The 15439-nt window shown below is 71.4% G+C and carries 13 protein-coding genes and 1 pseudogene; 5 read left to right on the top strand and 9 right to left on the bottom strand.

Annotated features, from left to right (window positions below):
* Positions 1–22: 22 nt before the first annotated feature.
* Both RL72_RS19550 and RL72_RS11445 read left to right on the top strand, forming a co-directional pair.
* A pseudogene (locus RL72_RS19550) lies at positions 23–340 on the top strand (SDR family NAD(P)-dependent oxidoreductase); the annotation flags it as partial.
* A gap of 101 nt (positions 341–441) precedes the next feature.
* Positions 442–1974: a DUF4407 domain-containing protein gene (locus RL72_RS11445; protein ID WP_082072333.1), complete on the top strand. Its 1533-nt coding sequence runs from the start codon at positions 442–444 to the stop codon at positions 1972–1974.
* 57 nt (positions 1975–2031) lie between these two features.
* Here RL72_RS11445 and RL72_RS11440 read toward each other — a convergent pair whose 3' ends face one another.
* The 4 genes from RL72_RS11440 to RL72_RS11425 are packed head-to-tail and all read right to left on the bottom strand — an operon-like array spanning position 2032 to position 6487.
* On the bottom strand, positions 2032–2925 hold the full coding sequence (locus RL72_RS11440) for a carbohydrate ABC transporter permease (protein ID WP_082072332.1): 894 nt from the start codon (positions 2923–2925) through the stop codon (positions 2032–2034).
* Positions 2922–3902 carry a carbohydrate ABC transporter permease gene (locus tag RL72_RS11435; protein WP_045250973.1) on the bottom strand — a complete coding sequence of 327 codons (981 nt, stop codon included), beginning with the start codon at positions 3900–3902 and terminating at the stop codon, positions 2922–2924. The genes RL72_RS11440 and RL72_RS11435 overlap by 4 nt, the downstream gene beginning before the upstream one ends.
* 4 nt (positions 3903–3906) lie before the next feature.
* Positions 3907–5220 (bottom strand): ABC transporter substrate-binding protein, encoded by a 1314-nt coding sequence (locus RL72_RS11430; RefSeq protein ID WP_045250972.1) that lies wholly within the window; start codon positions 5218–5220, stop codon positions 3907–3909.
* Between the two features lie 49 nt (positions 5221–5269).
* Positions 5270–6487: an aminotransferase class V-fold PLP-dependent enzyme gene (locus RL72_RS11425; RefSeq protein WP_045250971.1), complete on the bottom strand. Its 1218-nt coding sequence runs from the start codon at positions 6485–6487 to the stop codon at positions 5270–5272.
* A 167-nt stretch (positions 6488–6654) separates the two neighbouring features.
* Here RL72_RS11425 and RL72_RS11420 point away from each other — a divergent pair, with 167 nt between their 5' ends.
* Together RL72_RS11420 and RL72_RS11415 are read left to right on the top strand one after the other, a co-directional pair.
* The gene (locus RL72_RS11420) at positions 6655–7332 is read left to right on the top strand and encodes a FadR/GntR family transcriptional regulator (protein WP_045250970.1); all 678 of its coding nucleotides are present in this window, start codon (positions 6655–6657) and stop codon (positions 7330–7332) included.
* Between the two features lie 61 nt (positions 7333–7393).
* The gene (locus RL72_RS11415) at positions 7394–8407 is read left to right on the top strand and encodes an aldo/keto reductase family protein (protein WP_045250969.1); all 1014 of its coding nucleotides are present in this window, start codon (positions 7394–7396) and stop codon (positions 8405–8407) included.
* 77 nt (positions 8408–8484) lie between these two features.
* On the opposite strand, the gene RL72_RS11410 is transcribed toward RL72_RS11415, so the two are convergent.
* From RL72_RS11410 to RL72_RS11400, 3 genes are all read right to left on the bottom strand, one after another.
* On the bottom strand, positions 8485–8994 hold the full coding sequence (locus tag RL72_RS11410; RefSeq protein WP_045250968.1) for a glycine cleavage system transcriptional repressor: 510 nt from the start codon (positions 8992–8994) through the stop codon (positions 8485–8487).
* A gap of 70 nt (positions 8995–9064) precedes the next feature.
* Positions 9065–10132, bottom strand: a complete 1068-nt coding sequence (gene cds1 / locus RL72_RS11405) for an L-cysteine desulfhydrase Cds1 (protein ID WP_045250967.1) — start codon at positions 10130–10132, stop codon at positions 9065–9067.
* Position 10133: 1 nt separating this feature from the next.
* Complete coding sequence (locus RL72_RS11400) at positions 10134–11225, bottom strand: acetylxylan esterase family protein (RefSeq protein WP_156156784.1); 1092 nt, start codon at positions 11223–11225, stop codon at positions 10134–10136.
* A gap of 125 nt (positions 11226–11350) precedes the next feature.
* Between RL72_RS11400 and RL72_RS11395 the strand changes: the two genes are divergently transcribed.
* On the top strand, positions 11351–12133 hold the full coding sequence (locus RL72_RS11395; protein ID WP_045250966.1) for a DeoR/GlpR family DNA-binding transcription regulator: 783 nt from the start codon (positions 11351–11353) through the stop codon (positions 12131–12133).
* 11 nt (positions 12134–12144) lie between these two features.
* Here RL72_RS11395 and RL72_RS11390 read toward each other — a convergent pair whose 3' ends face one another.
* Both RL72_RS11390 and RL72_RS11385 read right to left on the bottom strand, forming a co-directional pair.
* Entirely contained in the window at positions 12145–13095 is a 951-nt protein-coding gene (locus tag RL72_RS11390; RefSeq protein WP_045250965.1) for a LacI family DNA-binding transcriptional regulator, read from the bottom strand.
* Positions 13096–13166: 71 nt separating this feature from the next.
* Complete coding sequence (locus RL72_RS11385; RefSeq protein ID WP_045250964.1) at positions 13167–15428, bottom strand: FAD-dependent oxidoreductase; 2262 nt, start codon at positions 15426–15428, stop codon at positions 13167–13169.
* Positions 15429–15439 lie beyond the last annotated feature (11 nt).

Genomic DNA, 15439 nt, shown 5'->3' with positions numbered 1-15439 from the left:
TCTCGTGAAGTACGTTGCAGGCATGGCGGAACAGGGACCCCGGGGGAACAGCACGGATCTGACGGGGCGCACTGCTCTGGTCACGGGCGGCGGGAGCGGGATCGGCGCGGCCTGCGCCCGGGTCCTCGCGCGGAACGGCGCGCACGTGGTGGTGATCGACCGCGACGCCGACGGCGCGGCGGATCTCGCCGCGGAGATCGGCGGGGAGAGCCTCGCGCTGGACCTCGGCGATCTCGACGCCCTGGCGGCGCAGCGCTTCGATGCCGACATCCTCGTCAACAACGCGGGGATCCAGACGGTCGCACCCATCGTCGAGTTCGACCCGGCGACGTTCCGGCGCCCGAACCCGCCGAGGCGGCGCCGGAGGCTCCCGAGCCCGCGCCCGCGGATGCCGAGGCGTTCTTCGCCGCCGCGGAGGACCCGGTCGCGCCGTCGCGGCCCGTGAAGCCGCCGAAGCGGCCCAAGGCGCCGCGCCAGCCCCGCCCGCAGGGCTGGTTCTGGCGCCGGCTCGCGATCCTCGGCGGCGCCGACGGCGCGATCCTCGACCGTGTGCCGAGCGAGCAGCCGCGCTTCGTGCAGATGTTCTTCGTCCTCGCGGGCACGGCGCTCGTCTCGGCGCTGTCGATGCTGTTCGCCCTCACCACGGGCGTGCAGGTGCTGGTGTGGCTCGCGGTCCCGCTCGCCGTGGTCTGGGCGCTGCTGATCTTCAACCTCGACCGCTTCCTCACCTCGACCATGCGGTCCACCCGCAGCGTGTGGCGGCTGCTCGGCCTCGCGCTCCCGCGTGTGCTGATGGCCGCCATCATCGGATTCGTCGTAGCGGAGCCGATCGTGCTCCAGGCGTTCCACAACGACATCGCCCGCGAGGTCACCGCGACCAACCTGGTGCAGGCGCAGAGCGACCAGAAGGCCGTCGCGACCGGTCCGGAGAAGAAGGCCCTCGACGCCGCGTCGCAGCGCCTCGCCGATCTGCAGAACCAGGCCTCCACCGGAATCGTGAAGGGCACCTCGAGCGACTCGGCCTCGCAGAAGGCGGCGCAGGACACGGTCGCCAAGGTCACGGCTCAGATGGCCGACCAGCAGAAGGTCATCGACCAGGCCCGCGCGCTCTACCAGTGCGAGCTCACCGGACAGGGCGCGGGCACCGTGCCCGGCTGCACCGGGGTGCAGGGCGACGGCGCGAGCTCGGCCGCCGCGAAGTCGCAGCTCGACCAGGCGCAGCAGACCTACGACGCGCTCGCCGCGCAGCTGCGCCAGGCCAACACGGACCTGGAGTCGGCGGACAGCTCGTCGAAGTCGGCGACCTCGGCCTCCGAGGCGCAGAACCGCCAGCAGGCCAAGGACCAGATCCCGGCGGCGGAGCAGGCGTACAAGACCGCGCTCGACGCCTACAACGCCCGCGCGGCCGACGTGGCGGGCACGAACGCCGGCGCCGTCGGCCTGCTCAGCCAGATCTCGGCGCTCGACAGACTGTCCGCCAAGGAGCCGGTCCTGGGCTTCGCGCACTGGCTCATCGCGGCGCTCTTCTTCATGATCGAACTGCTCCCGGTGATCGTGAAGGTGCTGACCAGCTGGGGCGATCCCTCCCTGTACGAGAAGGCCGAGGCCATCGCGAAGCAGGTCGAGCTCGACCGCGTCACCTCGAAGGGGTACCGCGACCGTGCCGCGATCATCGCGGAGGAGGCGCGGCATCGCGCCTTCGCCGACGCGCACGAGGCCGAGACCGCCGCCGCGGCTGCGGACACGAGCGAGTCCCCGATGCCGGCGGGATCCCCAGCACCGTCCGAGCCGGCGGCCGTGCCCGCGCAGGTCGCCGCCGAGCCGCACCGGGCGCAGGGGGCCGTGTCGTCCGGTGCGGCGTCGTGGCCGGTGCCCGCGCACCCCGGCGTCGCCTCCGCGCACCCGGCGCCGGGCTCCGCGCACCCGGTCCCGGGCTCCGCGCATCCGGCGTCGCCGGAGACCGCTCGGGTCTGAGTCGACACGAAAGGGCCCCCTCCGATCGCACGGGAGGGGGCCCTTTCGCGTCGCGCGCTACTCCTTGACCGAGCCCGCGGTGAGGCCGGCGACGATCCAGCGGCTCGCGACCGCGAACAGCACCATGGTCGGCAGGATCGTGAGAACGGCCGCGGCCGACATCGAGCCCCAGTCGACGTTGAAGGTCGAGATGAAGGCGTTCAGCGCGGCGGGGACCGTGCGGTTCTCCTCCGACTGCATGAGCACGACCGACAGGAACAGCTCGTTCCAGCAGTTCACGAAGTTGAAGATGAACGCCGCGATGATCCCGGGGGTCATCACCGGGACCAGGATCCGGAACAGCGCTCCCAGCCGCGAGCAGCCGTCGATCATCGCCGACTCCTCGAGCGCGTCGGGCACGTTCTCGAAGAACCCGCGCAGCATCACCGTCGAGAACGGGATGCACACCGCGATGTAGACCAGGATCAGGCCGAACTTGCCGTCGACCAGACCGAGGTCGGTCATCATCGTGTAGAGCGGGCCGAGCGCGATGAAGGCCGGGATCATCTGCGTCAGCAGGAACGCGATCAGCACCGCGCCCTTGCCGCGGAACTCGAAGCGCGCGATCACGTACGAGCTGAGCAGGGCGATCAGCGTCGAGGTGGCCCCGGCGACCAGCGAGACGAGCGCCGAGTTGCCGAGGAAGACCCCGAAGTTCGCGTCGGAGAAGAGCCGCGTGTAGTTCTCGATCGACGGCTCGGACGGCCAGTACTCGATCGGGAACCGGTTCACGGTCTGCGGCGACTTGAACGAGGTGAGCACGATCCAGTAGAGCGGGAACAGCGTGATGAGCAGCCACAGGGCGAGCCCCACGACCTTGATCACCCCGCCCGCCGTGATCCGCGAGCGCGAGCGCCGCACCGGCCGCGAGGCCTGCGCGCGTCCCGTCGTCAGGGTCATCGTCGCGGTCATCGGGTGGCCTTCCTCATCGCGAACAGGTAGAACGCGCAGAACACGAACAGCACGGCGACGACGACCAGTCCGATCGCGCTGGCGGTGCCGTAGTCGCCCTGCTGCGTGAAGTTGATCATCCAGGTGGTGATGATGTGCGTGCGGTTGGCGGGGCCGCCGCCGGTCATCGCCCAGATGATGTCGGGGAAGTTGAAGATCCAGATCACCCGCAGCAGCACGGTGAGGAGCAGCGTCGTGGAGATGTACGGGATCACGATCGAGAACAGCTGGCGCGCCTTGCCCGCCCCGTCCAGGCTGGCCGCCTCGAGCACCTCGTCCGGCACCGACTGGAGCGCGGCGAGGATCATGATCGCGAAGAAGGTCACGCCGTACCAGACGTTCGCCAGGATCACCGCGAACATGGCGAGCTTCGGGTCGGCGAGCCACGGCAGCGGCGCCGAGATGAGGTGCGCCTTCATGAGCAGGTCGTTGACGACGCCGAACTCGGCGTTGAACATCCAGCGGAACAGCATGCCGATCAGGAACCCCGAGACCGCCCACGGGAAGAACACGAGCGCCTGGTAGACGCCGCGGAACCGGAAGCGCTGGCGCAGCGCCAGGGCGATCAGGAAGCCGATCACGAACTGCGGGACGAGCGAGCCGACGACCCAGAGCACGGTGTTGCCCGCGACGGTGGGGAAGACCGGGTCGGAGAGCACCCGCGCGATGTTGTCGAACCCGACGAAAGGCGTCGATGTCAGGTCCCAGAGCTTGTAGTCGAGGAACGCCATGCGCGCGCCCTGCAGCATCGGGAAGTAGGTGAACCAGCACACGAAGACGATCGCCGGGGCGAGGAAGCCCAGGATGGTCAGCGCATGGCGCGCGCGGAACGTCCGGCGGCGCCGCCCCGGCGCCGAGGGCGCGGGGCGGGCCTGCTCGGGCCGAGCGGCCCGGCCGGACGTACCGGCCGGGCGCTCGGCGGCGGAGGTCGAGGTCACGACGTCAGCCCTTCTTGTACTTCGTGGTCCAGTACTCGTCCCACGACTTCAGCAGGTCCTTGGTCGTCATGTTGCCCAGGAGCACGCTCTGCACGTCCTGGTCGGACTTCTGGATCCACTCGGTCCACCACGCCTCGCCGCGCGGCTGCTGGACGTTGACGTAGGTGTCGGGGCGCTCGGTCATCGTGACGTAGCTCGTCCACGGACCGGTCGAGTAGAACGGATCCTTCGCGGCCGCCGCGATGATCGGCACGAGGCTGTTCTTCTGGGCGAAGGTCGTCGCCGGGTTCGCCGAGGAGAGGTACTCGACGAGCTTGACCGCCGCCTCCTTGTGCTGGCTCGACTGCGCGATGCCCCAGCCGGCGACGGCGAGGGGCTGCGCCGCCTTGCCGCTGGGCCCGACGAGCAGCGGGGCGGTGCTCCACTGGTCCTTCTTCAGGCTCGACGCCGACACGGTCGCGATGACCTCCGGATCCTGCAGGAGGAACGCGGTCGTGCCGTTCGTGAAGCCCGCGACCATCTCGGGGTAGCCCCAGGAGACGGCCGACGGCGGGGAGGCCTTCTTGAACAGGGCGAAGTAGTCGTCGACGGCCTGCTGGGCGTCGGGCGAGGAGAAGATCGTCTTGCCGTCCTTGAGCAGGAACGCGTTCGACGTGTCCAGGTCGTCGATCGTGTAGGCCTCGATCGCGGCGACCACGTTGGAGTTCGCGTTCTTGCCGCCGCGGAACGCGTAGCCGTACTGGTTCTTGCCGGGATCCTGGATCTTCGACGCCTGCTCGAGCAGGTCCTTCCAGGAGTGCGGCGGGCCGTCGAAGCCCGCGTCCTTGACGAGGTCGGTGCGGTAGAACAGCGACAGCCCGTAGAAGCCGTAGGGCACGAACCAGGTCTTGCCGCCGGAATCGGCCGCCTTCTTCGCGTTGTCGGTGAGCTCGCCCCAGCCGTCCCAGCTCTTCAGGTCCTTGGACATGTCGTAGAGCCAGTGGTTGTTCGAGAACGGCCCGACCGTGATGTCGCGCGTCTCGAGCACGTCGATGCCCTTGCCCGCCTGGAGCATCTGCTGGATCGTGGTGTCGGCCTGCTCGGTGGGCGGCGAGACCAGCTTGACGGTGATGTCGGGGTTGGCCTTCTGGAAGTCGTCGAGCAGGCTGCGGATGAGCTTCGTGCGGTCGGGGTTGGTCAGGCTCTCCACCATCTGGAGGGTGACCTTGCCGCCCGCGGATCCGCTTCCGCCCGATGCTCCGCCGGAACAGGCGGTGAGGGCCAGGAGGGCGACGATGCCCATCCCGGCGATGGAGGCGAGTCGGGTGCGCTTCACCATGGAACGTCCTTTCGTTGGGTGTCTTGCAGGTTCGGTCGTGTCCGCACGCTCAGGCGCGCGCGAGTTCGAGGATGCGGGGGACGCAGCGTTCCGCGAACGCCTCGAAGTCGGTCATCTCGGTGTAGAGGTGCACGGAGAGCCGGAAGTAGCCGGCGCCGGCGAAGCTCGTGAACGCCGTCTCCACGCCGACCTCGTCGAACAGCCGCATGCGGAGCGCGTCGGCCTCCTCACGCGATCTCCCGATTCCGAGCGGGAGCCGGATCAGCCGCATCGAGGGCACCGGCATCGGCTGGTCCACGAGCGCGGGCTCGTCCGAGTACGCCTCGAACGCCTCGGCGATGATCTGCGCGCCCGCGTCGGCGAGGTCGGTCATCGTGCGCCGCGTGCGCTCCCAGCCGTGCTCGCGCTCGATGAAGTCGATCGCGGCAGGGGAGGCGAGGTACGTCGTCGCGTCGATCGTGCCCTGGGTGTCGAAGCGCGCGGGGAACGCATCCTCCGCCGCCCAGGAGTCGATGAGCGGCCACAGGTCGTCCCGATCCGACGCGCGGGTGACGAACAGGGCGGAGCCCCGAGGGGCGCACGGCCACTTGTGCAGGTTCCCGAACCACCAGTCGCCGCCGCCGGCCACCGCGGCGTCGGCGACGAGGCCGGGGGCGTGCGCGCCGTCGACCAGTACGCGCGCGCCGCGCGTGTGCGCCAGAGCCGTGATCTCCGCCGTGGGGAAGCGGCGGGCGGTGGAGGATGTGATCTGGTCGACCACGACGAGGCGGGTGCGCGGGCCGATCGCCTCGGCGAAGCGGGCGAGGATCGTCTCGGCGTCGTCGACGAGACCCAGGGGCACGGTGCGCAGCCGGGCGCCGAAGCGCCGCGCGAGCCGGGCCGCCCCCATCGTGACGGCCCCGTAGCCGTGGTCGGTGACGAGGATCTCGTCGTCGGCGGTCAGCTGCAGCGCGTTGTAGACGACCGTCGCGGCGGCTGAGGCGTTGGGAACGAAGGCCGTGTCGGCCGCGTCCGCGCCGACGAACGGCGCCGTCGCCGCCCGCGCCGCCTCGACCTTCTCCGCGATCCGCGGGAACCAGCCGACGGGGCTGAGGTCGGCCTCGCGGCGCAGCGCATCCTGTGCCGCGACGACCTCGCGCGGCACGGCGCCGAAGGATCCGTGGTTCAGGTGCACGATCGCCGGATCCAGCGGCCACGCGTCGCGTGCGCGCTCGAAGGAGGCCAGGCGCACGGCGGAGGTGCGGACGGTCGTGTCGGCGTCGGACATGGTGCGCGGGGATCCTCACGGTCGGGAACGGGGTGACTTGTCGCACAACTTTGGCATGAAACCCTGGAAATAGCCACTGTTACGATCAAGTTTCGCCCTAGTCGTAGAACAACTACCCCTGGCGCGTGCGAAACGGCACACTCAAGGGAACGGATCGAAGGAGAAGCATGAGCGCTCGCGAGACCGCCCTGCACGGACTGCGGGCCCTCATCGCCGACGGTGAGCTGAGGCCCGGGGACAAACTGCCGAGCGAGGGCGAGCTCGGCGAGCAGCTGGGCGTCTCTCGCGGGTCGGTGCGGGAGGCGATCCGCACCCTCTCCGCGCTCGGCGTGCTGGAGACGCGCCACGGATCCGGCAGCTACGTCAGCAGCCTGCGCCCGGCCGACCTGATCCGCGGCCTCTCGCTCACCGTGGACGTGCTGCCCCTCGACGCGATCCTGGAGCTCGTGGAGATCCGCCGGCCTCTCGAGGCGCACGCGGCGTCGATCGCGGCGGCCCGCGGCGACGACGCGCTGCTGTCCGGGCTCACCGATCTCGTCGAGCGGATCGCCGAGTGCCCCGATCACGACGAGGCGTCGCGTCTGGACCACGAGTTCCACATGCGCATCGCCGAGCTCGCCGGCAACGCCGCGCTCACCAGCCTCCTCGAGGTGCTGCGCTCGCGCACCCGCCAGTACCGGATCTTCGACGACGAGGACGCCGCCCAGCTCAAGATCCTCTCGGACGCCGGGCACCGCGCGATCGTGCGGGGCCTGATCGCCCGCGATCCTGCGGCGGCGTCCGCGGCGGCGGCGGGACACGTGGCCCAGACGGAGTTCTGGCTGCGCAAGCAGATGTCGGAGTGATCCGTCACGAAGGATGACACGGGCGGCCCCGGCTGTGTCCGGTCACGCCTACGCTGGAGCCATGGTCAACTACCGATACCTGGGCAACAGCGGTCTGAAGGTCTCCGAGATCACCTACGGCAACTGGGTCACGCACGCCTCGCAGGTCGAGGACGCCGCGGCCGTCAAGACGGTGCACGCCGCGCTCGACGCCGGAATCACGACGTTCGACACCGCAGACACGTACGCCAACACGGCCGCCGAGGTCGTGCTCGGCAAGGCTCTCGAAGGACAGCGCCGCGAGAGCCTCGAGATCTTCACCAAGGTGTACTTCCCGACCGGCCCCAAGGGCCCGAACGACACCGGTCTGAGCCGCAAGCACATCCTGGAGTCGATCAATGGATCCCTCCAGCGCCTCGGCACCGACTACGTCGACCTGTACCAGGCGCACCGGTTCGACTACGAGACGCCGCTCGAGGAGACCTTCCAGGCGTTCGCCGACGTCGTCCGCCAGGGCAAGGCGCTCTACATCGGCGTGTCCGAGTGGACCGCGGAGCAGCTGCGGGAGGGGCACGCCCTGGCCACGCAGCTCGGCGTGCAGCTCATCTCGAACCAGCCGCAGTACTCGATGCTGCATCGTGTGATCGAGGGCAAGGTCGTCCCGGCCTCGGAGGAGCTGGGCATCTCGCAGATCGTGTGGTCGCCGATGGCGCAGGGCGTGCTGAGCGGCAAGTACCTGCCGGGTCAGCCGGTGCCGGAGGGATCGCGCGCGACGGATCCGCACTCGGGGGCGCACTTCATCCAGCGCTTCCTGCAGGACGACATCCTCACGGCCGTGCAGCGCCTGAAGCCGATCGCGGCGCAGGCCGGGCTCACGATGCCGCAGCTCGCGATCGCCTGGGTGCTGCAGAACAAAAACGTCGCGGCCGCCCTCGTCGGCGCGTCCCGGCCCGAGCAGCTCGCCGACACGGTCAAGGCCTCGGGCGTGGTGCTCGACGCCGACACCCTCGCGGCGATCGACGACGCGCTCGCGGGTGTCGTGAACGACGACCCCCAGGACACCTACGACGTATCGCCCAAGGAGCGGCTCGTCTGACGACTCTTCGGGGTCGTCGAGCGAGGAGTTTCGTCTCGGTCGCCTTCGGCGTCCTCGCTCAACGGCCGGGGACGCTCTCAGCCGACCGTGATGTCGACCTGGAGGTCGTGCGCGATCCGCTCCAGGGCTCCGCGGAGAGCCTCCGGATCCGCCTCCGCCGGGATGCGGGCGAGGATCGACGCCTCGAACAGCCGCCCGCCGGCCATCGCCGCGTCGCGGGTCTCGGTCGTCATGCTCTCGATGCTCAGGGCGCTCGCGTTCAGGACCGCCGAGATCTCGCGCACGATGCCCGGCTGATCGTTGCCGAGCACCCGGATCGACAGCTCCTGCGGAGCCTCTGCCGGCTCGGATCCGGATCCGGCGTGCACGGCGATCGTGAGGAGCCCTTCGAGGCCGCTCAGCGAGGCGCGCAGCTCCTCGACCCGCTCGATCGGGACCGACACCTGGATCACGCCGGCGAAGGTCCCCGCGAGCTCCGCCAGCCGGCTGTTCTCCCAGTTGCCGCCGTGCTCGTCGACGATATGGGCGACGGTCGCAACGAGGCCGGGGCGGTCGGATCCGACGACGGTGAGGATGAGCGTGGTCATGCCGTCAGCGTAGGGGAGCGGGGATCGTGCGACCAGAGCGCCCCGGCGCGTCGACAGGCGGGGGGAGGGATCAGTCCTCCGCCCACTCCCCGGTGGTGAGGAAGTGCTCCATGCGTGCGCGGTGCGGAGCGAGATCCCAGCCCTTCGCGGCGACCCACTCGTCGGAGTAGTACGTGTCGAGGTAGCGGGCGCCGCCGTCGCAGATCAGGGTCACGACGCTGCCGCGCTCGCCGGAGCGCAGCATGCGGGCGATGAGCTGGAACGCGCCGACGAGGTTCGTCCCGGTGGAGCCGCCCGCCCAGTGCAGCGTGCGCTGTTTCAGCAGCCGGATCGCGGCGATCGACGCGGCATCGGGCACCGGGATCATCTCGTCGATGACGCCGGGCACGAAGGACGGCTCGACGCGCGGCCGGCCGATGCCCTCGATGCGACTCGGGGTCCCGGTCGTGAACGACGCATCGCTGCTGCGCCAGCCGCCGTAGAACGCGGAGCCCTCCGGATCCACGACCGCGATGCGGGTGTCGTGGCGGCGGTAGCGCACGTAGCGCCCGAACGTGGCGCTCGTGCCGCCGGTGCCCGCGCCGACCACGATCCAGCTCGGGATCGGGTGGCGCTCGCGGCTCAGCTGGCTGAACACGCTCTCCGCGATGTTGTTGTTGCCCCGCCAGTCGGTCGCGCGCTCGGCGTAGGTGAACTGGTCGAGGTAGTGGCCGCCGCACTCGGAGGCGAGCCGCTCCGCCTCGGCGTACATCGCGGCGCCGGAGTCCACGAAGTGGCAGCGGCCGCCGTAGAACTCGATGAGGTCGATCTTCTCCTGGCTGGTCGACCGCGGCACGACCGTCACGAACGGCAGGCCCAGCATCCGCGCGAAGTACGCCTCGGACACGGCCGTCGATCCGCTCGAGGCCTCGACGAGCGTCGTGCCCTCGTGGATGCGGCCGTTCACGAGGCCGTACAGGATCAGCGAGCGCGCGAGGCGGTGCTTCAGGGATCCGGTCGGATGCACCGACTCGTCCTTGAGGTACAGGTCGACGCCCCACTCCGCGGGCAGCGGGAACACGTGCAGGTGCGTGTCGGCGCTGCGATTCGCATCCGCTTCGAGCAGGGCGATGGCGGATCCGGTCCAGTCGGAGGTCATGTCATCGAGGGTAGCCGGGAGGCTCTCCGCTCAAGGAGCGATGTCCGCTCCCGAACGGCCCCGAAGACGACGAGCTCCGCTCCTCGAAACGGCGAGCAGAGGGCGATTCCCTTCGGCGGGCTCGTGCCAGATGCGCCAGGCCCGCGCGCTCGGCCGACCGGGTGATCCCGTCGCGGCCGGGGTACTCCGCATGGCCTGCGGGCAGCACGGCGAGCTCCAGCGCGCCGGCCGACTGCGCCACCGCGTGGGCGATCGCGAACTGTCCCGGCGGCGGCACGTTCGCATCCCAGAGGGCCGCTTCCACCCGCACCGGGATCCGGTTGGCGAGCATCGCCGACGAGGCGTCGAACCAGCGCAGCACCTCGCGGGCCTCGGGGTGCGCGCGCACGTGGCGGCGCATCGCCTCGCCGCTGCCGAGGCAGGGCACCGCGAGCCGCTCGTCGTACTGGCCGAAGCTCGGCACGACGAGCGTCGCCGCGACGTAGCGATCGTCCCACGGCAGCGCCAGCGCGCCGATGCCGCCGCCGAAGCTCTCGCCGACGTAGGCGAGCGGGAGCGGTCCGGTGATCGCGAGCAGCGCGTCCGCGGCGAGCCAGAGGTCGCGGGCGCACAGGCCCAGCACGAAGCGCTCGGGATCCTCGATCCCCGCGATGACGTGCTCGTCCCGCACGGGCGGCGCACCGACGCCGGCGTTGAGCGCGCCCAGGCCGCGCGCGACGGGGAAGATCACCGCCGCGTCGTCCGGCACACGCGCGAAGCCCGGCTCGTCCCGCCCGCCGTAGCCGTGCCCGTGCACGAGCGCGATCTCCGCCGGGACGTCGAGGGGCTGGGCGACCCACGCGCGCAGCCGCGTGCCGTCGGCGCCGGTGTGCTCCACGATCGACAGGCTCCTGCCGTCACGTTCGCCCTGCGCGACGATCACGGGGTCGGCGTCGATGCGGGCGGCGGCCGCGCGCCAGGCCTGCCAGCGGGCTCCGAAGCCGTCCGGCGCGGCGACCGGCGCGACGGCCTGCAGCGCGGGCAGGTCGAAGCCGTAGGTGCCGTCGAGGGGAGCGTCGGGGAACCAGCCGTCGTAGGGGGCGGGGGCGCTCATCGGCGGCTCCGTCCGGACGACGTCGCGGCGGTCTCGCGCCGGGAGCATGCGGTTCGCGCGCGGCCCGGGACCGGCCGGCGAGGTGCGCACGTGGCAGACTGGAGCCTCGATCGGAAGGAGCGCGGGTGCTGGTATCGGAGCGACGTGAGCGCGTCCTCGCGCACGTCCGCGAGCACGGCACCGCGACCATCCCGGAGCTCTCCGGCCTTCTCGGCGTGAGCCCGATGACGATCCGCCGCGACATCGACCTCCTGGCCGACGAGGGCGCCGTGCGCAAGGTGCGCGGAGGCGTCAGGGCGGCCCTCGGCGCCGCATCCGTCCGGGCCCCCGCCGCGTCGGTGTCGCGTGAGCGCCGGGAGGTGGCGGCCCTCGCGGCCGGCCTGGTCGAACCGGGCATGGCCGTCGGCATCTCCGGCGGGGCGATCTCGCTCGCGCTCGCCGAAGCGCTCGCCGCCGTGCCGGAGCTGACGATCGTGACGAACGCGCTGGGCGTCTCGGATCTGTTCGCGCGCCCCGACCGGGCCGACGAGCCGTACACGCAGACCGTCGTGCTCACCGGGGGAGTGCGCACGCCGGCGCAGGCCCTGGTCGGGCCGGTCGCCGTCCGCGCCCTCGAGCAGCTGCACTGCGACATCGTGTTCCTCGACGTGCACGGACTCGACGTGCAGGCCGGGATGACGACCATGAACCTGCTCGAGGCGGAGACGGACCGCGCGTTCATGGCCGCAGGGCGCGAGGTCGTGGTGCTCGCCGATCATCGGCGCTGGGGTCTCGTCGGCCTCACGACGATCGCGGACCTCAGCGACATCGACCGTCTCGTGATCGACGCGGGGCTGGATCAGACCGCCAGGGAGCAGCTCGGCGCGCACGTCGGCGAGCTGCTCATCGCGGGCGACCACGTGAGCTGAGCGGGCGGATCTCATCGCCGCGCGCCGCCCCGGCGCGCGGGAGCCGCGTCGTCGGCCGCGGCGGAGACGGTGCTCGCGCGTTCGATCAGACGGATCCCGACGGTGACGTGTCGCACGGGGAGGTCGGCGCCCGGCGGGGCGGTGAGCTGACGCTCCAGCTCCGTGAAGGCGGCGTCGACGAGCTGCTCGTGATCGGGCGCGACGGTCGTGAGAGCGGGGATCGCGAAGCGCGCGGCGCGGATGTCGTCGATCCCGGTGACCGCGACGTCGGCGGGCACGGCGCGCCCCGCGGCATGCAGGGCGACGAGCGCGCCGAGCGCGATCGAGTCGTTGGCGCACACGATGCCGTCCAGGTCGGGGAGCGCCGCGAGCATCTCCGCGGTGGCGCGCTCACCCTCCTCGGCGGTGAACGCCGCGACCTGGGCGACGGCGGCGGGATCCGCGGGGAGGGCGGCGTGCGCGAGCGCCTCGACGTAGCCGGCATGACGGCGGTCGGCCGCATCGGACGGACGGGCGTCGCGGCGTCCGATGAAGGCGATCCGGCGGCGGCCGTCGGAGAGCAGGTGCTCGGTCGCGAGACGGGCGGCCGCGCGGTTGTCGATCGTGATGTGCGTGAACGGGCTCGTCTGGATGTGCTCCCCGAGCAGCACGAGGGGGCCGGGCGAGGTGCGCCGGGTGAGATCGCTGACCGTGAGCGAGCGCGGGATGTGGATCAGGCCGTCGATGGGGGGGAGTCCCACGCCGTCGGCGACCGCGATCTCGCGACCGTGATCGCCCTCGGTCTGCACGATGAGCACCGCGAGCCCCCGCTCGTCCGCGCGGCGCACGAGCAGGGAGGTCAGCTCGGCGAAGTACGGCTCTTCGAGGTTGGGCACCGCGAGCGCGATCAGGCCCGTGCGCGGCGCGCGGATGACGGGCACGGAGCGCTGCGCCTCGGGTCGATGCGGATCGGAGGAGCGCATCACGGACCTCCCGGTGATCGTGCGACGGACCGGGCGTGCTCGACCGGTGCCCCTCACGTTAGCGCCGTCGGTCACGACTGCACCCGGAAGGCCACCACGCGCGCCTCGGGCGCGCCGTTCGTCGCGGTGATGACGAGGCGGGCCGCGGAGAACGGCCCGGCCTCGGCGGGCACGGGATGCACGCGGAGGCGATGTCGGTTCGCGGTCTCGTCGGCGACGACCGTCCAGTCGTCGGATCCGGCCCGCTGCACCTCCAGGCGGTAGTCGCGCACCAGCTGCGGGAGGATCTCGTCGGGGCTGCGGTGGTGGTGCAGCGTGTTCAGCTCGAGGTCGAGGTCGTCGTCGAAGACGAGGCGCATCTCGCGGGCGGCGACCGGCTGCGGCCAGTCCAGCCGCAGCCAGGCCGGCCCGTCGGCGAGGGGAGCGGAGGCCCACATGTTCGGGCCGCCGAAGGGCCGGTTGAAGCCGGACACCGCGCGCTGAGGGGCCAGCGCGTCGCTCTCCGGTTCGGCACGGAACACGACGGCGCGGCCGCGCAGCGGCTTGGTCGGCCACTGCACGAGCAGCTCGTCCTGGCTGATCTGCACGTTCTGGTCGTCGTTGTCGGCGCGGTGCACCAGGGTGAGCACGCCCGGTGCGAGGGGCACTCCCTTCTCCGTGAGGTGCACGCGGACGGCCGGGTTCGCCCGCAGCACGACGACGGCGTTCTCGGGCGCCTCCGGCGCGAACGCCGCATCCGCCCGGATCCAGGCCGGCGCCCCGCCGGGCACCCGCACGGTCGTGCGGTGCTCGAGCCGCGCGGGGATCACGTTCTGCCGGCGACCGGTGGAATGCACCTCGACCGTGAGCTCCGTGTCCTCGTCCGCCGACAGCAGCAGGTGCACGGCGTCCAGGCGCGGGTGCACCGGCACCACGAGTCCGAGATCGTCGACGAGCGCGTGCGCCTCGGGATCCGGCGCCTCGGCGCCGACGACGGAGCGGGTCGACGATGCCGTGACGGTCGCGGTGCGTGCGAGGTCGTCCGGATCCTCGTTCTCCACGCCGATCAGGGAGGCGTCGGCCCGCAGCAGCAGCTGCCGCAGCTCTGAGCGACGGGTCGCGTGCAGCTCGCGCGGCGTGACCTCGTGCTCGACGCACATCGCGGCGGCGGCGCCGGCGGCCTCGCCCATCGCCGCGCACGTCGCCATCACTCGCGCGGCGCCGAACGCGATGTGCGTCGCCGAGACGTTGCGTCCCGCCATGAGCAGGTTCTCGACGTTCACCGAGTACAGGGAGCGGAACGGGATCTCGAACACGCCCTCGCTGAAGCGCTGCAGCGCCCCGGCGCCGGTGGCGTACATCCCGTCGGCGGGGTGCAGGTCGATCGACCAGCCGCCGAAGGCCACCCCGTCGTCGAACGACGTCTGCGCGAGCACGTCGTTCTGCGTGAGCGTGTGGTCGCCGATGAAGCGGCGGTACTCCCGCTTGCCGGGCAGGTTCCCGATCCACTCCAGCGTGAGGGTGTCGGCGTCGAACTCGCCGGAGTTCTTGATGTGGTCCCAGATGCCCAGGATCACCGAGCGCAGCTCGTCGCGGATCCGCTCGTTGTCGTGGACGATGTCGAGGCGGCCGCCCCACTCGATCCACCAGTAGTGCGCGCCGCTGTCGCCGGAGCGGATGATGCGCGAGGACGGGATGGGCGTCGTCGTGATGTCCTTCGCGCTCTCCGGGGCGACGTACTTCACGGGGTGCCCCGCGTCCTTCGTGTAGAAGAGCAGGGTCGAGCCGAGGAACTCGCGCTCGGGCTCCTCGGGAGCCCAGTCCTCGCCGAACTCGTCACGGCCCTCCTTGCCGAGGCGGTGCCGTGCGCCGACGAGCGCGCCGACGAGGCCGTCGCCGGTGCAGTCGAGGAAGAAGGGAGCGCGGAAGGTCGTGCGGATCTCGGATCCGAGGGTCCATCCGGTCACCGAGCGCACACGGCGGGCGTCGTCGGGTCCCTCGGCGCTCGCATCGACGACCTCGGTGTTGAGGAAGAGCGCGATGTTCGGCTCTCGGCGCACCGTGTCCAGCACCACGTCGTCCCAGTAGATCGGGTTGCCGTCGGGGTTGCGGTACTGGTTCTCCCGGTACAGCTCGCCGATGATGCCGGTCTCGCGCGCCCACCGCTGGTTGCCGTGCGCGGTCGCGCCGCACACCCACACCCGCACCTCCGACGACGAGTTGCCGCCGAGCACGGGCCGGTTGTTGATCAGCGCCACACGGCGCCCGAGTCGGGCCGCGGCCACGGCCGCGCTGACGCCGGCGAGGCCTCCTCCGACGACGACGATGTCGGCATCGACGGTCTGCGTGCGCATGGGTTCTGCTC

Origin of the sequence: Microbacterium azadirachtae (assembly GCF_000956545.1) — a bacterium.
Taxonomy (GTDB): Bacteria; Actinomycetota; Actinomycetes; order Actinomycetales; family Microbacteriaceae; genus Microbacterium; species Microbacterium azadirachtae.
Note: the sequence above shows the minus strand (reverse complement) of the source record. Positions and strands in the feature narration are given on the sequence as shown.